Source organism: Candidatus Brocadia sapporoensis (genome assembly GCF_001753675.2).
Lineage (GTDB): Bacteria > Planctomycetota > Brocadiia > Brocadiales > Brocadiaceae > Brocadia > Brocadia sapporoensis.
In genome coordinates, this window is record NZ_MJUW02000075.1 from 1 (window position 1) to 17,549 (window position 17,549).

The following is a 17,549-nucleotide window of genomic DNA, read 5'->3' on the forward strand; positions in this document are numbered from 1 at the left end:
TCCCTTCGGGATTACAGAATCAATATTTTGTTCACTCATAGGGTTTGTGAGCGAAAGTACGCTGAATAGTTACCAGGAAACATCCATTGACGATAGAGTATAATATATATTGATGCAATGCTCCAGAAGGTAGGTAAGCTTCTTTCGGAGGAGAGAGGGCTGTCGCCGGCGAAGGGTCCGGATGTTTCCCTTCTTTCAAATGGGTTTCTTTCTGAAATTCGGGGAATACCCAGAAAAAAATCTTGCTCCGGGGCTACTGAAGCGTTTGTTGCATGACGAGATAAAAGACGGGGAAAAGACGAATTTAGTTCCGGGGTAAAAACTCTCGGAACTTTTCGCTGAAGCGGTTAGGCGGTAATCAGGACGGCCCTTTGGTTTCTGCGCAGGTAATTGAAGAGTTAATTAAACTGGCGCGGCAGATTCGTAAGGCAGACAGGCGTGGAGAGGATCTTCATCTCCGAACAAATGAATTGGCGCATTATGATGCCCTTACGGATAACCCTAAAGCCGAAGAAGTGCAGGGCAACCACACGCTTAAAATAACTGTGAATGAATTAATTGCTGGCGTAAGGTGAAATATAAGCATTGGCTGGCAGATGAAAGAAAGTGCTCAGGCAAAATTACGCATGCTTGTAAAACAAATCTTACGAAAATATAAGTATCCGCCTGATGATCCGGCTACTGGTGAATATACTGTTTCTGTTACCAAGGTTTTGGATCAGGCGGAACTGCTTGCCGAGTATCGGAATGAAGGCCAATTGGCAAAGGAATGCGAATTTTTGAAACGGCCATGGGACTAGCTGATAGAAAAGTTCTAGATGCAATTTCGGCAAATTATTCATATAATGTAAGATGGAGATTTTTAATAATATCTCCGTGTCAATTTATAAAGAAAGGAGGGAAATAGATGACACGAACCCATAGGGAAGAGAGGGGTAATTTGATGCAAAGGGTTATGGAAATGATGATCCATTGTTTCATGGTATATTGCATTTTTTGTTTTTTGCAACCTGCTGCTTTTCCACAGCCGGAGGGTGATTCTTATGTGTTAAGCTTACCGCCGGGCGTTCTGGAGCCTGTTATTCCCGAAAATAATCCTTTAACAAAAGAGAAAATAGCGCTGGGCAGAAATCTCTATTTCGATAAGCGTCTTTCGGCTGATGACACGATAAGTTGCGCCACCTGCCATGATCCGCAAAAAGGGTTTGCAGACGGCAGAACTGTCGCCGTCGGTATAAAAGGACAAAAAGGGCCAAGAAACAGTCCCACGGTGCTTAATGCAGCGTTTTTCGATACTCAATTCTGGGATGGGAGAGCGCTTACCTTAGAAGATCAGGCAAAGCAACCTATTGTCAATCCGAAAGAAATGGGAATGCCATCTCATGATGCCCTTGTGGAAAAGATTTCAAATATTCCCGGGTATAGGACATCCTTTAAAACGGTCTTTGGCACTGACAAAATCACCATAGATCACATAGTCACGGCTATTGCATCATTTGAGCGGACGCTTATTTCTTTTAATGCGCCATTTGATAGATTTATCGCCGGCAAAAATGACGCCATAAGCGATTCCGCACAACGAGGATGGAAATTATTTCAGGGAAAGGCGCGGTGTATAACCTGCCATGAGTTTAATCGATCGTACCCCTTTTTTACGAATAATAAGTTCCACAATGTTGGTGTTGCAATGAAGGGTGAAGATTTTGGATCTCTGGCGCGAAAGGCAGCCAGTTCCGGCGCAGACCCTTCCCTGCTTGCACAAGAAGAGGCTTCTGCTGAACTTGGACGTTATCTGGTGACGAAGGAACCGAAGGATATTGGAGCTTTTAAAACATCGGGGCTGAGAAATATTGCCCTTACTGCCCCGTATATGCACGATGGGAGTGAGCTTACCCTGGAAAGCGTTATAGAATTTTATAATAAAGGTGGCGTTTCAAATCCGAATTTGGATGGCGGGATAAGGCCGCTCAATTTGACGGAAGATGAAAAGAAGGATTTAGTTGAGTTTATGAAATCGCTCACCAGTGATGATCTTCCGGAATCTGGCGCTACGGTGAAATGAATCGTACAGAAAATTTTTCTTTAGCCGTTGGATTTTTATAAACACCATTACGGAGAAAATGAATTATGAGCACAGAAAGCAACGGAAAAAATGAACGTTTAAAACACATAAACTTCGGTGGTGTGAGTCGCAGGGAATTTTTAAAAACCACCATGAAGGCCGGCGTGGTTGTTGCCAGTTCAGAGTATATGTTAAATCCCTCACAAAGCATGGTACAGCAAGTTGCGATGAAATCGGGGGCAGAAGAGTTCGTGTTTGCCTATATATCTGACTCCCATCTTCTTGCACGGGGGAAAGAACACAGATTTGCCCGGGCATTGACAAAGGCAGTGGAAGATGTGAATGCCATGAAACCGCAGCCTGATTTTATACTTTACGGAGGCGACCTTGCACAGTTAGGGTTACGGGATGAGTTTTCGCTTGGGAAAGAGATTATAGCCCCATTAAAGCCTAAACTCTACATGATGGTCGGTGAACATGATTGGTATTATGATATGGGAGAAGCATGGAAGGAATTCTTCGGTAAACCGACGTGTTCCTTTGATCACAAAGGGGTTCATTTTGTCGTGCTGAATAGCATTCTTGTCGAGGATTATTGGTCAGAAAAAAAAATGACTCCCATGGAACGTATGCTATTTATGGCCCAACTGGATAATCCCAGGGGCAGACCTTTTACGGTTGGAGAAGAACAACGAAAATGGCTGAAAGAAGACCTTGCTGGCGTCGGAAGAGGAACGCCGGTCGTTGTTTTTTCTCACTCACCGTTGTATAAATATTATAGGCCATGGAATTTCTGGACTGATGATGCGGAGGAAGTCCAGGCATTGCTGGCTCCATTCAAGTCGGTAACCGTTATTCACGGCCATACCCATCAGGTGCTTACCAACAAGATAAAGAATGTAGTATTTCATGGTATGTTGTCAACCGCATGGCCCTGGCCGTATGCACCAGAGGGCATTCCCAGGCTTACGGTTCAGATGGACAGGGCGGATCCATTCAATCAGTTTGACGGGACGGGATGGGGAACGGCAGCGGTAACTGCCAGGGGGAAGATTGATAAAACATACAATCTCTGGGACAGAAACCCCATGGTTGTTTCCTATGAAAAACTTTTAACCGTTAAAGAGCAAGTGGCTGGTCCTTCGTATTAATTATTTCAGGAGAACAAGCGTTACCTTAAGGAGATAAAAATGGGGATACCATATAAAATCTTTCTATGTTTTTGTCTGTGTCTGGCAACGTTGCCGTATGCTGCAAAGGCGGAAGATAGTTCTGTGGACAATGCATCGAATGACCTCCGGCAGTCACGGGAAAAGGCGGTACAGGTTGTTACTGCCTGTGATGGCAGGAAAAAGGTGATTGTGGAAGGCTGCCAGGAAGGAGAAGCCATGCCCGAACAGAAGGCAAGAAAGGTGGCGGAACTCCTGATGACGCTTATGGAGTTCTGTGAGGATGAAATTATAGCGAAATTACCGAAAACCGGGATGTTTATCCAGCTCTCTGTAAACGGTATGCCGTATGTCACCGTCGGGGATACAGAGGAAATACCGCTTATTTTAGTGCATGGAGGAAAAGCTCATACAGAAAGGGAAAAAAAGATCTGGGCGGCTGAAATGAATCGTATGATTACGGAAGGATATGCGTTGTTTCATAGCCCAGGCCTTGGTAAAAACGGGATTTCCTGCGACATGTGTCATCCGGATGCCTCCAATACCCATCCTGAAACATATCCCAAATACCAGACACAAATGAACAAGGCTGTTCTTCTGAGAGACATGATAAACTGGTGCATTGAAAACCCCATGGAAGGGGACAAGCTTGCGGAGGATGATCAGAAAATGAAAGCAGTGGAAGCATACATCATTTCTGCCCGTGCCGGTAAGAAACTCGAGCCTGGCAAACACTAATTATTGTAACGGTATAAATATTTAGATGTTTCATATCCATGCTATAGCAGCCACAAACTTTAATTTGTATCGTTTTACTAAAATTTTTCTGTTCCGATTTGGCTAAAAGGGGAGAATAAAACGGAATGAAATATGAAAATTTTAATGATGCTGAGGCGCTGAAGATTGCCATGATCATCGAAGAAGAGGGACTGGAATTTTATTCTATTCTCATAAAGAATGCAAAAGACGCCAAGGTTAAGGATATCTTTTCAGAACTTGCCCTGGCAGAAAAGAAACATCTGGCGCTTTTCCAAAAAATGTATGCCGAAATAACCTCTCAGGCAAATCCGATGCAAGGATGTGAAGACTACACCGTGGATCTGTATCTCAAGGATTTGGTAGATACGGGCATATTTACAAAAAAAGGTGAAGCCAGAAGGGTTGCAATGGTAATAAAGACGGATATCGATGCACTGAAAATAGGCATTCAGGCGGAAAAGGACTCTATTCTCTATTATACCGAGGCTGCAAAAAATACGAGACATAAAGGAGGGAAAAAGGCATTTGAACAACTGATAGCCGAAGAGAAAAAACATTTAAAGATACTTGCAAAACAACTGGAGGCATTAAAGCACTAAATTTTTTTCTTTGTGACTTTATAGCATGGTGTTAGAAAACAAAAGTCATCCAAATGAAGAGAGGGGGAGAAATATGCAGCAAAGATTGCTAAAATATGGAGGGGTAATGGCAGTAATGTTTACTCAGGCGTTTGTTGTGAGTATAAGCCATGCCCAGGAAAAACAGCAGGAGAAAAAACTGGCAAAAACCAGCTATGCACCTGTGAGTATAACCGAACCATTTGAAGCGATTATGTCACGGACAAAGGCAGCTAAGTCGGCGGTAATGAAGTCTCATATGAATATGCTTAAAGAACGTTACGACCTGAGCAAGCGCACAGCCAAAGATGTAACTATGTCACGGGGGAAACCTGTCCAGGAAGGTGTGCGGATTAAACTTCCTAAAGACATGACCTGGGAAAATCTGGCCGCTATAACTCCGGAAGATATTCGCGAAAAGGATCTTTTCCCGAAAGGGTTTATGCCGCTTCCCCATCCAAATCATGCAGAAGGCGGCATGCTCTTTCCAAAGTTTCACATCGAAGAGATTAAGAAGCAAGAGAAACGGGAACTTACCCGTTTTGATCTCGATTATGACTTGCCCGACCACTTTTTGCCAGAGTTTCCTCCACCGATATATTTGACGACACGGCCTGATTTAGGTGACGTCTCTCAGGGTAATGTAGTAACCATAGGCAACTATTATGAATTGTTCAACGGGATACTGAATCCTAAACAGCTTGAGGGATTAAGACTGCTGGTAACGCCATTTCCACAGCAACAATTTAACCAGACGGAAGACCGCCGTTCTGAACAACCGAGTCGTGGGGTTACGTGCTTTGATTGCCACGTGAACGGACACACCAATGCCACCACCCATCTGGTCGGCGATATCCGTCCCCAGGAGTTTCGGCATCGCCTCGATACACCTTCTTTGCGTGGAGTGAACATCCAGAGGTTGTTTGGCTCACAACGGGCGCTGAAAAGTATTGAGGACTTTACGGAGTTCGAACAACGCGCTGCCTACTTTGATGGAGACCCAGTCATTGCGACAAAAAAAGGCGCCAACATCCTCGAACGGGGGAGCCAGGTGCACGCCATGGCTGAGATTCAGGAACTGCTTGATTTTCCACCTGCTCCTAAACTGAATATCTATGGCATGTTGGACCCGAAAAAATCCACGGAGTCAGAACTTCGCGGGCAAGATGTGTTCTTTGGGAAAGCCAAGTGTTCCATCTGTCATCTTCCGCCTTATTATACCGACAACCTCATGCACAACCTGAAAGTGGAGCGCTTCTATAAGCCACAGATGATTAACGGACTCATGGCCAGCGCTGACGGCCCTATTAAGACCTTCCCATTGCGTGGCATCAAGGATTCACCACCTTACCTTCATGATGGAAGGTTGTTGACCCTAGAGGACACTGTTGAATTCTTCAACTTAATTCTTGAGGTCAGGCTAACAAAACAAGAAAAGATGGATTTAGTGGCTTTCCTGAGGATTTTATAGTTGTTAACTTCTGAGTAAAATTATTTCAATTGTTTATGCAGGAGAATGTAACTATGATTGATAGACGTGAATTTTTAACAATAACAGGCGCAGGAGGGGCTGCACTGTTATTTGGTATTCCGAACCCTTTATATGCATCAACAACAGAAAAGGAGGAAAAGATTATGCCGTACGCAGCAAAAGATTATTCGAAACTTATTGGTATGGAGGGATTCAGTGAGACGCTCCTAAAAAATCACTTCACCCTCTATCAGGGATATGTGACGAATACCAACAAGGTGCTCGACATTCTTAGTCAGATGCTGAAAGATGGAAAAACAACCACCCCGGAGTTTGCCGAATTAAAAAGGCGGCTTGGATGGGAGTTCAATGGGATGCGTCTCCATGAATATTATTTTGAAAATCTCGGGAAAAAGGGTGGCATCAACAAAGAAGGGATGCTTGCCAAAAAAATGACAGAAGAATTCGGCAGTTACGAGATGTGGGAGAAAGATTTCAGGGCAGTGGGAGCTATGAGGGGAATCGGCTGGGCTGTCCTCTATCAGGATAGCGCAAGTGGAAGGCTCATTAATTTCTGGATAAACGAGCACGATGTTTCTCATCCTGCGGGATGCAATCCGCTGTTAATTATGGACGTATTTGAGCATGCTTTCATGATCGATTACGGTCTTAAGCGGGCAGACTATATTGAGGCATTCTTTAAGAACATTGATTGGTCAGCAGCAGAAGCAAGACTGAGATAAGACTGGCTAACCCTGTCAGGGTTTAAAACCCTGACAGGGCTAATTCACGGATTTCATGGTAATTGGGTGGGGTCCGAATTAACCGGTGAAAGGAGGAGAAGATGAAGATTGGAGTATTGATAGTGGCTATTTTTATGTTTAGCCTTCTTCACATTCCGCAGTCACTTGCCCAGCAGGGAATGCAGTGGAGAGGGGGCGGAGGCTGGGGTATAGGCGCTCCGTACAACAGGATGTATGACCCCAAGACCGTTGAGACCATCAGCGGGGAAGTGGTCAGTGTGGATATCATCACCCCAGTGAAGGGCATGTGCCACGGAGTGCATCTGATGGTAAAAACAGTCAAGGAAACCATCTCTGTCCATTTAGGGCCGGGATGGTATATAGAAAACCAGGACACAAAAATCGAGCCGAAGGATAAGGTTGAGGTTACGGGATCAAGGATCACTTTTGAAGGCAAACCTGCCATCATTGCCGCTGAGGTGAAGAAAGACGATGAAATCCTGAAGCTGCGTGACGAAAAAGGTTTTCCCCTTTGGAGTGGCTGGAAAAGACGCTAGCTTCATGGTAATTTTAAAATTATGATACCCACCCAATTACAAAATAGATCTTTTTTTTAACCCCTTCAGAAGCAAGGATACGATGTCGATGGACAAATCAAAAATCAATCTGGTAATCGATGCCCTGATGTTTCTCTGTGTGATGGCAATGACAGGAATTGGACTTCTGATGAAGTTCGTCTTGTTGCCCGGCAAGGATACCTGGGCTGTTTACGGCAGAAAAGTGGAGTTGTTCCTGTTTGGCATGGAACGTCATCAGTGGGGAACGATACATCTGATCATTGCCTTTATCTTCCTGGGTTTTCTGGCACTCCACATACTCCTCCACTGGAAGATGGTGCTATCACTCTACAGCAGGTTAATCGTAAGCAAAAAGGCAAGGCGTATCATTGCTATTGTGATAGTCATTGCGGGTTTATTTTTTGTGATCTTTCCATTTATTGTGAAACCTGAGGTGCAGGAACCGGAGCACAAAGGAAGGCGCTTTCAGTAAATTCTCACAAATACTAGAGATGAAGAGGTTGTTAGAACGAAAAATAAAATTATCTATGTAAATATTCAAAGATATTGCAGAGTTGACTCATGAATTTTGTGTCTCGGATTCTGTCCTTTCCCATTCATTTAAATTAAAATATGCCTTGAGAAAATCACGATTTAATGAGTTTTTGATAAAACATAATGGGCTTGATAAATCTGGATTTCTGGAATGGGTTTTTTGCCCTGGCATGTTATTTAATGATCAGAATAAATGGTGGGGAAGCGGAGGAATTCGCCAGAGACCCCACGAAGGTTTAGATCTCTGTTTTTACCGTGACAAGGCAGGACAAAATCATTGCCTGAGTGAGAAAACGGGGATTCCGGTTTTGTATGATGGAGAAATCGTGGGTATTCATGACGATTTCCTGGGAAAATCTCTCTTTGTGAGTCATGACATCTTTGATGATCATGGAAACAGGCTTCATACAATCTATGGACATACGAATCCATATCGTGGCGTTAAAGCCGGAAGAGTTTTCCGGGAAGGAGAAATAATTGCTGCAATTGCAGATGCCAAAAGGAAAAACGTACAGATTGCTTCTCATTTGCATATCTCCGTGGCATGGCTGCCGTCATCTTTCCCTTACGAAAAACTTGACTGGAAAGCAATGAATAATGATCGCGTTGTGACTCTTTACGACCCACTGTACTTTATCGGTAGTAAATACAACGCACAGCGTATCGTTCTCTGAAAAAAACCCTGCGGATAACATAGAAACTAAGCCTTTTTCAAAAGGTTACTTTATTACGAGAACAGAAATGTATTCTTTTTTATACGGGTAAATGCTTCACTCGCATCATATTGGCACTAAATAATATAATTCACTGGAGGATGATTATGAAAAAATCTTTGGGTGCAAAGACTATCGTATACCCAGCCCCTGTCCTTATTGTAGGAACGTATGACAAAGCTGGGAAACCAAATGCAATGAATGTCGCATGGGGAGGACTTTGTTGTTCCAATCCACCGTCTGTTGCAGTTTCTATCAGGAAGGCCACCTATACCTATGGGAATGTTGTAGACCGAAAGGCATTTACGGTAAATATTCCGTCCGAATCTTACGTCAAAGAGGCTGATTATTTCGGAATTGTATCGGGTGGAAAGGAGGATAAGTTTTCTGCAACGGGACTCACTCCGGAACGGAGCACTCTTGTTGATGCGCCGTATATTAAGGAATTTCCCCTTGTTCTGGAGTGTAAACTCACACACACTGTTGAGATAGGATTACATACTCAGTTTATTGGCGAAATTGTAGATGTCAAGGCCGAGGAATCTGTGCTGGGAGAAACTGGTAGTGTTGATATGGAAAAACTCAACCCATTTTTGTATGCCCCGGAAATTCGTATGTATTATGGAATTGGAAAATTTCTCGGTAAAGCACACTCCATAGGAAAACCAACAAAGATCTCGTAAAACAGGCAGATTAGCATTTCACAAAAAGCATTTTTACGTTTTTAGCAAAAATCTGAAAATGATCCGGTCGGGGTTTTAAACCCCGGCCGGGTTGACTCATGAATTTCGTGTTTCGGATTTTGTCTTTTCTGGTCTGTTTTGATCAGGAAAACAATAAAAATATTTCATTCGCAAACAATCCCCTCCTTTTGAAGTAATTGTCTGCATTGTGTTATCCTCTTCTCCTTTTCAACTCCTGAGATGTAAAATGTTATCTGCGATTTTATAGGAATATGAGACCTTTCTGCAACGTCAGTATTCAGCAGACACGCATTCTGAAGCATCGCCTGTAAGTGCCTGGCCGTTCCACAATTTCCATCGATAATCGCAATATTACCTCCAGCGGCATGTAAGATCTCTCTTTTTATCAAGACATAATGCGTGCAACCCAGAACGATAACTGAAATATCCCCTTTGTGTATCGATGAAAACAGATGAGAGAGATACTCTTCAATTTCTCGCCTGCAGGAATGGTCCCGTTCAATAATCTCCACCAGCCCGACACAGGGAATCGGGACGATCTCAGCACGATGTTTGTAATGAAGGACAAGATCGTTGAATTTCTTGCTTTTTAACGTAAGCGGGGTAGCCATGACAAGAATTTTACCGTTAAGACCAAGCTCCACGGCTGGTTTTAAGGCCGGTTCCATACCAACCACCGGAAACGGACAGATTTTCCGGATTTCATGAATAGCGGCGCTTGTGGCTGTATTGCAGGCAATAACCAGGGATTTAATACCCATAAGGGCAAGAAATTCGGCAACTTTTATCGATAGAGTACGGACAACATCTTCGGACTTGGTCCCGTAAGGTGAATGAATGGTATCGGCAAAATACACAAACCTCTCACTCGGCAGCATCTTTATTATCTCGGCGAGTACCGAGATGCCACCAATACCGGAATCGAAGACTCCTATCGGCAATTTAGTTTTTGAATTTTCCACGAAACACTGATACCCAATGAGAATCTATTTCTTACCACATAAAATTATGGGCAATGGGCATTCGCCTCCCCGATCCAAACGCCTTGGAAGTTACCTTGATACCCGGTGCTGCTTGTCGTCTCTTGTACTCATTTCTGCTTACCTTTCTTATAATTTCATGTACAATCTTTTTATCAAATCCCATACGAACAATTTCTTCAACGCTCCTGGCTTCTTCTATATACGCCTTCAAGATGCCATCAAGCACATCATAAGGGGGTAAGCTGTCCTGATCAAACTGATTCGGTTTCAATTCAGCAGAAGGTGGTTTGATGATGGAATTCAGCGGGATAATCTCCTTTTCACGGTTTATAAATCCGGCAAGCTCATACACCATTGTTTTTGGGACATCGGAAATTAAGGCGAATCCACCGCTCATGTCCCCATACAATGTGCAATAGCCTACGGCCAGCTCTGACTTGTTTCCCGTCGTCAAAACAAGATACCCATGCGTGTTGGAAAGCGCCATGAGGATATTGGCACGGATGCGTGCCTGCAAATTCTCTTCAGCGATATCACAGGGCATTCCCTTGAATTCCGTCTGTAAAATTTTTTGATATATTTCAAACACATCCTTAATGGGAATAACCTTGTAAGAAATATCCAGATTTTGAGAAAGTTTTACAGCATCATCGACGCTGCCCTGCGAAGAAAATTGGGACGGCATGAGCACCCCGATAACATTTCTATTACCTAAGGCTTCTACGGCAAGTGCGGCCGTTACGGCTGAATCGATACCTCCACTGAGACCAATGACCACCTTCTCAAAACTGCATTTCATTGCATAATCTCGAAGCCCGGTAATTAAGGCCATATGGACAGTTTCAATTGCGGAACGGATCCTGGGTTGCGTTTGTACTGCCGGGTTTTTTATATCAACTACCATCAGATCCTCTTCAAAAGCAGCGGCCTGAGCAACAAGTTTACCCTGACTATTTATTATGACACTATTTCCATCGAAGACGAGATCATCATTGCCCCCCACCTGATTTACAAAAATAAAAGGAATTTGATATTTCCTGGCATCGTGGATGAGCATGCGTAACCGAATCTTATCATGTTTTTCTACGGTAAATGGTGAAGAAGAGATGTTTATTATGACATTGGCCCCTTGAGAAATCAGGTTTTCGACGGGGTCTATTTCATATAATGGCCGTGACCAAAACTCCTCATCGTTCCATATATCTTCGCAGATAGATATGCCCAATACGGAGTCCATAAATTTTACCGGAGAAATCGTATGCGCTGGTTCAAAGTAACGGCACTCATCAAAGACATCATACGTTGGCAGGAGTGATTTGTGATGAATAGAGACAATCTTGCGATCCTGAATAAATGCTGCCGCATTGTGAACAAGCTTCCCATGGCGACGTTTATTTCTATCAACGAAGCCTAAAATGGCAGAAATACCGGATACCTGATTTGTTATTGTGCTGAGGGCATTCAGATTTCCATCGATAAATGCCGGAATATCAAGAAAATCCTTTGGAGGATAACCCGTAACGGCTAGTTCCGGGAAAATAACAAGATCGGCATTTTGATTCCTGGCGCATTCAAGGTACGAGCAGATTTTTTCAGTATTTTTTTGGAAGTCGCCTACGGTTTGATTAATCTGCGCCAGTGCAATTTTCATGGTTTTAATTTAATATGTAATTTTGTCTTTGGCAAACAAATTTTATTCTTTTGGGTTGAATTTTACACAAAATTAGCAAAAATATGACACAAAAATTTACTAAAGCACCCGTTCCCCAACAGCTTGTGTATATTGTGCATTTGGGCTTATTTTCATACAAAAGGTTAAAGATGAAACAAATTAAAAACATGCTTGACATAACCATTTAAGGAAGCTACATTAACAAAAGTGACATCATTAGATTTGTTTTTTTCTTTTTTTGGATATTTTTATGCCACCAGGAATGAAAACATTGCTGCTGAATCCGCCAAGCTTTGAAAACTTTGACGGGGGCGCCGGCTCGCGCTGGCCAGCCACGCGTGAGATACTATCTTTCTGGTACCCGGTATGGCTTGCCTATCCGGCAGGAATGCTGCCGGGCAGCCGGCTTCTTGATGCACCGCCGAACAAGACCACTCCCGCAGAAACCATTGAGATTGCGCGAGACTATGATTTTATAGTGCTATTCACTTCGACCATCGGCTTTTCAAGTGATCTATGCCTTGTACGCCGGATGAAAGAGGTCAACCCCGATTTAAAAATAGCCTTTGTTGGTCCTCACGTACAGGTGCAGCCCGTTGAAAGTCTCATGGCCAGCAGCGATGTTGATTTTGTTGTTTATGGTGAGTTCGACAATGCTGTGGTAGAGTTTGCGCGGGGGAAACCGCTTCGTGATATCCCGGGGATCAGCTACCGTCAGGACGGACGGGTAATTAGTAACCCACCCCGTCCTCCCTTGGAGACGGAGGAACTGGATCGGCTGCCGTTTGTTACCGAAGTGTACAAGCGCGACCTTGTGGTTGAAAATTATAATATACCATTTCTGATGCACCCGTACATTTCTTTTTATACGAGCCGGGGCTGTCCGTCACAATGCAGCTTCTGTCTCTGGCCTCAGACGTTTTCGGGTCGCACCTGGCGTGTACGTTCCACGGAAAACGTGGTTCGTGAAGTCCGACAGGCGCTGGAAATGTTTCCACAGGTCAAAGAATTCTATTTCGACGACGATACCTTCAACATTCGCAAGGACCGTGTGTTAGATATTTGCTCAAAGTTTAAGCCTCTGAAATTTCGGTGGTCGTGCAATGCCAGGCCTCACAGCGATTATGAAACGCTGAAGGCGATGGCCGATGCCGGTGTCAGGCTCTTCGTTGTAGGGTTTGAGTCTGGCGACCCGCAGATATTGAAAAACATTAAGAAAGGCATTACAATAGAGACATCCCGTGCTTTTGTCAAAAACTGTAAAAAGGTGGGGATCAAGGTTCACGGCGATTTCATTATCGGACTTCCGGGCGAGACCAGTCAGACCATTGAGCGTACCATCGACTTTGCTAAAGAACTCGACTGCGAAACTATCCAGGTTTCGGTTGCTCATGCTCTCCCGGGGACGGAATTCTATGATTACGTGGCGAAGAACAAGTTCCTCATCAGCGAGGCTGCTGCTGATGTCCAGGGCCATCAGTTGCCACATGTGGAATATCCGGGACTTTCGAGCGAAAATATGATAGCCGCTGTTAACCGGTTCTATGATACTTATTATTTCAGGCCGCGAGTCATTTGGCGTATTGTACGCAATGCGTTATGGGATAGTCATGAACGCAAACGGCTTTACGGAGAGGCAGTCTCATTCCTTCGTTTACGTGCAGAACGATTAAAATGGGCACGAAAGGAGTTCGAAAAGGACCCGAAGGTCACGTGATTGCTATAAATTCTGATTCGATTCTGGCAGCAACAAAAAGGCGATAAACAAATGAATACATCGAATATCTTTCATATAAAGACGTATCTCCTGCTTCTGCTGATGGTCCTCTTTGGTTCGCTGGGAGATATCTTGCTCAGCAAGGGGATGAAGCAGATTGGAGAAATTTCTAACTGGTCGATCATTTCTCTTTTGGAAACCTTTGGCCGGGTGTTTACGAGCAGCACTATGTGGCTGGGAATAGGCAGTCTGGTAATTTTCTTTGTTTCTTATGTTTTGACACTTTCATGGGCAGACTATAGTTACGTTTCCCCAGCTTCTGCGATGAGTTTCGCAGTTGTTCCGCTTTTGGGTTATACGGTGCTGGGTGAGGCGTTGAGCCCTATCCGATGGGCAGGCGTAGGGCTTATTTTTCTGGGTGTAGTATTGATAAGCCGTACACCTCATCGTACGACACGGGAGGATGCATCATGCGTACAATATTGAGTTTTGCGGTTGTGGTACTTGCCGGTGCAGCCGGAGAGATTGCAATCGCACACGCGATGAAACAAATCGGCGAGGTGCACAGCTTTTCACTGCGTGTCTTGGCTGGCGTTTTGCGTCGTGCTATACGAATGGTATGGTTGTGGATTGGCGTTGTCCTGATCGCACTAGGTTTTTTTTCTATGCTTGCATTGCTTTCATGGGAGAATGTAAGCTTTGTTGTTCCTTCTACCGCCCTTAGCTATGCGGTTGGTGCGCTTGGCGCAAAGTTCCTGCTCGGCGAAAAAATAAATGGTATGCGTTGGGCTGGTGTGCTGCTTGTTTGCATTGGAGTATGCCTTGTTTGGGCAGGATAGATGATCGTGTGCAGGCCTGATGGCTCCTGCTAGCAGAGGAAAATCTTTTTTCAAACGAGACGAAGATGAAGGTTGATCGAATTACTCTTTTGGGTTCTCCACATAAAAATTCTTGTAATCCTTTGGTTTCAGTAGTGATTCCCGCATATAATGAGGAGCAATATTTAAGTGGTACCCTTCAAAGTGTTATAAATCAGGATTTTCAGAATTTTGAATTAATCGTTGTCAACAATAACTCTACGGACAAAACCGCAGAAATTGCTGAAAATTTTGGAGCTAAAATAATTTTTGAACCTCGGCAGGGGGTTGGTTTTGCCCGTCAAAGAGGATTCATGGAAGCGAAAGGAAGTATTATTGCCACAACTGATGCGGATACGATACTACCCTCAAATTGGCTTTCCAGGATTGTTGACAAATTTGAAAAAGACGAAAATCTTGTTGCCTTCGGAGGGCTTTATACCCTTTATTCTGGTCCTCTGAGTGCGAGGCTTACCTTTTCTTATTTTGCCCATCCTGCCTGGGCTCTTGACAAATTTTTTTCGGGTGGGTGGGGTTTACCCGGAGTAAATTTTGCAGTTAGAAAAGACGCATTTTTAAAAGTAGGAGGGTTTAAAACGGAACTCTCGATCGGTGAAGATGCGGAAATTTCGCGACGCCTCAGGAAAACTGGCAAGGTGTTATTGGATCCTTCTTTTCTCGTCAAAACTTCAGGACGAAGATACAGAAGCGGTTTAATTGTTGGCTTCATGACGTATTTACCAAACGGAATTACGAGAATTCTCTTTAACAAGCATAAGTTTCTTAAACTTCCCGCTATTCGATCTGAAAGACCCTTGCTTCCCAGACTTTTAGCCCGATTCATTTTTGTGTTAATAATTATGACGTTTTCGTTTTTTTATTTCTCTCATTATTGTCCTTTAAGGGCCGGTTTAAAAAGACCGAACTTTATAATTAATAAAATAAAGGCGAAACAAACAAGAATGAAAAGTTCATGAAAGAAGAATCGAATCTTCAAAGGAAAAGAATTGACCCGGAAATATTTTTAACTTTCGATGACGGTCCTAATGAACCATATACCTCTCAAATTCTGGATATTTTAAAGAATTTTGGGGCTAAAGCTTCCTTTTTTGTTTGTGGAAGGTGCGTTGAATATTCTCCCGATGTTGTGCAACGAATCTTGAACGAAGGTCATTCCATTGGCAATCATTCGTATTCACATTCAATGGTGTTAACGTTTATGGGATTTTTAAAACGGGAAATTGAGAAAACCGACAACATTATCCAAAAGATAACCGGGGTAAGAACAAATCTTTTCCGTTCTCCATGGGGAATGACTACTCCCTGGATAAAAAGTTATCTAAAAAAAAATAAATATAAAATTGTTTCGTGGGATATAAACTCCTACGACTGGGCTGGAGTTTCAGCTCGGACTATCGAAGATGGCATATTGAAAAAAATCAAATCAGGTTCTGTTGTTCTTCTTCACGATGGAAAGGAAGCAAAATTTCATCGAAATCGTTCACAGACAGTTCTTGCCCTGCCCCCCTTACTGGAAAACTTAATAAGCAGAGGCTTTATTTGTAAAAACATTTCTCTTTGAGACATTCACATCTTTAATGATATTCTCCGTTTCATGTCTCTTTGCCTCTAGTCCCTGGCTTTTTGTTACGGGGTAGATTTCGGCTTCCCTTAAACGCTTGAAGCGTTCTGGCAGATGTGCCAAATTATGTGTTGCGGTGATTTGGATTTCGTGAATCGTTGGAATATTGTAACATGTCTTACCATTTTTTATAACTGGCATTAAAAGGGGTTTTCCCTGCAAATTTTCATCTTCAAGCCCGATCACATCATTTACAAAATTGCCGGTTTTATCCAGAGTTCGATATACCTGCTTCTTACAGGGATACGTAAGTTTATCTTCACTGAATTTCATTTTTGGGATAACTTTCCCATTATGTTCCTGTTCAACTAACTTATAGATACCACCCAATGCGGGAGCATCCTTTGATGTTACCATTTCAGTACCAACACCGAAAGAATCAATGGGCGCACCATCTTTTAATAAATTATCAATATGGTCTTCATTCAAATCGCCACTAGCAACGATTTTGACATGTTGCAACCCTTCGTTGTCCAAAATCCTTCGCACTTCCTTGCTGAGCTCCAGTAAGTCTCCGCTATCAATACGGACACCTTTCAGCTTCTTACCAATCGTAGCTGCATGCCTTGCCCCAATTAAGGTATCATACGTATCAATAAGAAGAGTAGTATTGTCCGGAAATATTTCATGGAATTTCCGAAAGGAATCTTGCTCGTTCTCAAATGCCATGACCCACGAATGGGCGATAGTCCCTACTGCCGGTATGTCCAACTCATAAGCTGCAAATACGTTGGAAGTACCCTTGCATCCACCGATATAACACGACCTTGCCGCAAGTATACCTGCCTGTGGACCATGGGCACGACGTGTGCCAAAATCAACAACCTCATGTCCTTGGGCTGCAGACACGACTCTCGACGCCTTTGTTGCTATAGATGTCTGAAAGTTGATTAACGAAAGAAGATAGGCCTCCGCGATCTGCGCCTCAATAAGCGGGGCCGTTACCCGAAGTATGGGTTCATTTGCAAAGGCAAGCGTTCCTTCGGGCATAGCATAGAGGTTACCGCTGAAAGTAAAATTTTTCAGATATTCAAAGAATTTTTGACTTACCTGGTTAAAGATGGGTAATTGTTGTAAAAATTGAATAGCCTCCGGCGAAAATGCTATATGAGTAAGATAGTGCAGTACTTGCTCCAGCCCTGCTGTGACTAGATAAGAACGATTTTTCGGCAAATGACGAATGGATAATTCGAAGGTGGCAGTATCATCCATTCTCTGCTCAAAATATCCTGCAGCCATCGTGAGTTGATAAAGATCGGTAACAAGACCGAGTGAATTTTCAGGTAAGAAAAGAGACTTTGGTACAGCCATATGCAGATATTTAGCTA

At 43.4% G+C, this 17,549-nt stretch carries 18 protein-coding genes and 1 pseudogene; 16 read left to right on the forward strand and 3 right to left on the reverse strand.

Annotation, left to right across the window (positions count from 1 at the left end; translation table 11 throughout):
* The first annotated feature begins 371 nt into the window (after positions 1-371).
* From BIY37_RS13895 to BIY37_RS06690, 11 genes and pseudogenes are all read left to right on the forward strand, one after another.
* A pseudogene (locus BIY37_RS13895) lies at positions 372-800 on the forward strand (type I restriction enzyme endonuclease domain-containing protein).
* Between the two features lie 107 nt (positions 801-907).
* Entirely contained in the window at positions 908-2,062 is a 1,155-nt protein-coding gene (locus BIY37_RS06645) for a cytochrome-c peroxidase (protein WP_070067059.1), read from the forward strand.
* A gap of 65 nt (positions 2,063-2,127) precedes the next feature.
* Positions 2,128-3,213 (forward strand): metallophosphoesterase family protein, encoded by a 1,086-nt coding sequence (locus BIY37_RS06650; RefSeq protein WP_070067060.1) that lies wholly within the window; start codon positions 2,128-2,130, stop codon positions 3,211-3,213.
* Positions 3,214-3,252: 39 nt separating this feature from the next.
* Positions 3,253-3,969, forward strand: a complete 717-nt coding sequence (locus tag BIY37_RS06655) for a c-type cytochrome (protein WP_070067061.1) — start codon at positions 3,253-3,255, stop codon at positions 3,967-3,969.
* A gap of 125 nt (positions 3,970-4,094) precedes the next feature.
* Positions 4,095-4,589 (forward strand): ferritin-like domain-containing protein, encoded by a 495-nt coding sequence (locus BIY37_RS06660; protein WP_070067062.1) that lies wholly within the window; start codon positions 4,095-4,097, stop codon positions 4,587-4,589.
* A 73-nt stretch (positions 4,590-4,662) separates the two neighbouring features.
* Positions 4,663-6,078 carry a cytochrome B6 gene (locus BIY37_RS06665; RefSeq protein WP_070067063.1) on the forward strand — a complete coding sequence of 472 codons (1,416 nt, stop codon included), beginning with the start codon at positions 4,663-4,665 and terminating at the stop codon, positions 6,076-6,078.
* A 164-nt stretch (positions 6,079-6,242) separates the two neighbouring features.
* Positions 6,243-6,821, forward strand: a complete 579-nt coding sequence (locus BIY37_RS06670; RefSeq protein ID WP_070067090.1) for a superoxide dismutase — start codon at positions 6,243-6,245, stop codon at positions 6,819-6,821.
* A 101-nt stretch (positions 6,822-6,922) separates the two neighbouring features.
* Positions 6,923-7,378, forward strand: a complete 456-nt coding sequence (locus tag BIY37_RS06675; RefSeq protein WP_070067064.1) for a MamS/MamX family magnetosome protein — start codon at positions 6,923-6,925, stop codon at positions 7,376-7,378.
* A gap of 88 nt (positions 7,379-7,466) precedes the next feature.
* A complete protein-coding gene (locus BIY37_RS06680; RefSeq protein WP_070067065.1) occupies positions 7,467-7,871 on the forward strand; it encodes a DUF4405 domain-containing protein in 405 nt (134 codons plus the stop codon).
* A 172-nt stretch (positions 7,872-8,043) separates the two neighbouring features.
* Positions 8,044-8,607, forward strand: a complete 564-nt coding sequence (locus tag BIY37_RS06685; RefSeq protein ID WP_143299198.1) for a M23 family metallopeptidase — start codon at positions 8,044-8,046, stop codon at positions 8,605-8,607.
* A 146-nt stretch (positions 8,608-8,753) separates the two neighbouring features.
* The gene (locus BIY37_RS06690; RefSeq protein WP_070067067.1) at positions 8,754-9,329 is read left to right on the forward strand and encodes a flavin reductase family protein; all 576 of its coding nucleotides are present in this window, start codon (positions 8,754-8,756) and stop codon (positions 9,327-9,329) included.
* Between the two features lie 164 nt (positions 9,330-9,493).
* Here the strand turns inward: BIY37_RS06690 and murI are convergent, their stop codons facing one another.
* A complete protein-coding gene (gene murI, locus BIY37_RS06695) occupies positions 9,494-10,312 on the reverse strand; it encodes a glutamate racemase (RefSeq protein WP_070067068.1) in 819 nt (272 codons plus the stop codon).
* Positions 10,313-10,343: 31 nt separating this feature from the next.
* Entirely contained in the window at positions 10,344-11,984 is a 1,641-nt protein-coding gene (locus tag BIY37_RS06700; protein ID WP_070067069.1) for an NAD+ synthase, read from the reverse strand.
* A 271-nt stretch (positions 11,985-12,255) separates the two neighbouring features.
* Between BIY37_RS06700 and hpnJ the strand changes: the two genes are divergently transcribed.
* The 5 genes from hpnJ (at position 12,256) to BIY37_RS06725 (ending at position 16,161) form a co-directional block, all read left to right on the forward strand.
* A complete protein-coding gene (gene hpnJ / locus BIY37_RS06705; RefSeq protein ID WP_201789404.1) occupies positions 12,256-13,722 on the forward strand; it encodes a hopanoid biosynthesis associated radical SAM protein HpnJ in 1,467 nt (488 codons plus the stop codon).
* A 51-nt stretch (positions 13,723-13,773) separates the two neighbouring features.
* Positions 13,774-14,208 carry an EamA family transporter gene (locus tag BIY37_RS06710; RefSeq protein ID WP_070067070.1) on the forward strand — a complete coding sequence of 145 codons (435 nt, stop codon included), beginning with the start codon at positions 13,774-13,776 and terminating at the stop codon, positions 14,206-14,208.
* On the forward strand, positions 14,193-14,561 hold the full coding sequence (locus tag BIY37_RS06715) for an EamA family transporter (RefSeq protein WP_070067071.1): 369 nt from the start codon (positions 14,193-14,195) through the stop codon (positions 14,559-14,561). Before BIY37_RS06710 ends, BIY37_RS06715 begins: the two co-directional genes overlap by 16 nt.
* A 65-nt stretch (positions 14,562-14,626) precedes the next feature.
* A complete protein-coding gene (locus BIY37_RS06720) occupies positions 14,627-15,556 on the forward strand; it encodes a glycosyltransferase family 2 protein (protein WP_070067072.1) in 930 nt (309 codons plus the stop codon).
* Positions 15,553-16,161, forward strand: a complete 609-nt coding sequence (locus tag BIY37_RS06725) for a polysaccharide deacetylase family protein (RefSeq protein WP_070067073.1) — start codon at positions 15,553-15,555, stop codon at positions 16,159-16,161. Before BIY37_RS06720 ends, BIY37_RS06725 begins: the two co-directional genes overlap by 4 nt.
* Here the strand turns inward: BIY37_RS06725 and BIY37_RS06730 are convergent.
* Positions 16,120-17,532 carry a nicotinate phosphoribosyltransferase gene (locus BIY37_RS06730; RefSeq protein WP_070067092.1) on the reverse strand — a complete coding sequence of 471 codons (1,413 nt, stop codon included), beginning with the start codon at positions 17,530-17,532 and terminating at the stop codon, positions 16,120-16,122. The two genes, BIY37_RS06725 and BIY37_RS06730, sit on opposite strands and share 42 nt — an antisense overlap.
* Positions 17,533-17,549 lie beyond the last annotated feature (17 nt).

What these genes read in the sequence shown, in the direction of transcription:
- BIY37_RS06645 (WP_070067059.1), top strand. Translation starts at nt 908, where the DNA reads ATGACACGAACCCATAGGGAAGAGAGGGGTAATTTGATGCAAAGGGTT.
- BIY37_RS06650 (WP_070067060.1), top strand. Translation starts at nt 2,128, where the DNA reads ATGAGCACAGAAAGCAACGGAAAAAATGAACGTTTAAAACACATAAAC.
- BIY37_RS06655 (WP_070067061.1), top strand. Translation starts at nt 3,253, where the DNA reads ATGGGGATACCATATAAAATCTTTCTATGTTTTTGTCTGTGTCTGGCA.
- BIY37_RS06660 (WP_070067062.1), top strand. Translation starts at nt 4,095, where the DNA reads ATGAAATATGAAAATTTTAATGATGCTGAGGCGCTGAAGATTGCCATG.
- BIY37_RS06665 (WP_070067063.1), top strand. Translation starts at nt 4,663, where the DNA reads ATGCAGCAAAGATTGCTAAAATATGGAGGGGTAATGGCAGTAATGTTT.
- BIY37_RS06670 (WP_070067090.1), top strand. Translation starts at nt 6,243, where the DNA reads ATGCCGTACGCAGCAAAAGATTATTCGAAACTTATTGGTATGGAGGGA.
- BIY37_RS06675 (WP_070067064.1), top strand. Translation starts at nt 6,923, where the DNA reads ATGAAGATTGGAGTATTGATAGTGGCTATTTTTATGTTTAGCCTTCTT.
- BIY37_RS06680 (WP_070067065.1), top strand. Translation starts at nt 7,467, where the DNA reads ATGGACAAATCAAAAATCAATCTGGTAATCGATGCCCTGATGTTTCTC.
- BIY37_RS06690 (WP_070067067.1), top strand. Translation starts at nt 8,754, where the DNA reads ATGAAAAAATCTTTGGGTGCAAAGACTATCGTATACCCAGCCCCTGTC.
- BIY37_RS06700 (WP_070067069.1), bottom strand. Translation starts at nt 11,984, where the DNA reads ATGAAAATTGCACTGGCGCAGATTAATCAAACCGTAGGCGACTTCCAA.
- hpnJ (WP_201789404.1), top strand. Translation starts at nt 12,256, where the DNA reads ATGCCACCAGGAATGAAAACATTGCTGCTGAATCCGCCAAGCTTTGAA.
- BIY37_RS06710 (WP_070067070.1), top strand. Translation starts at nt 13,774, where the DNA reads ATGAATACATCGAATATCTTTCATATAAAGACGTATCTCCTGCTTCTG.
- BIY37_RS06715 (WP_070067071.1), top strand. Translation starts at nt 14,193, where the DNA reads ATGCGTACAATATTGAGTTTTGCGGTTGTGGTACTTGCCGGTGCAGCC.
- BIY37_RS06720 (WP_070067072.1), top strand. Translation starts at nt 14,627, where the DNA reads ATGAAGGTTGATCGAATTACTCTTTTGGGTTCTCCACATAAAAATTCT.
- BIY37_RS06725 (WP_070067073.1), top strand. Translation starts at nt 15,553, where the DNA reads ATGAAAGAAGAATCGAATCTTCAAAGGAAAAGAATTGACCCGGAAATA.
- BIY37_RS06730 (WP_070067092.1), bottom strand. Translation starts at nt 17,532, where the DNA reads ATGGCTGTACCAAAGTCTCTTTTCTTACCTGAAAATTCACTCGGTCTT.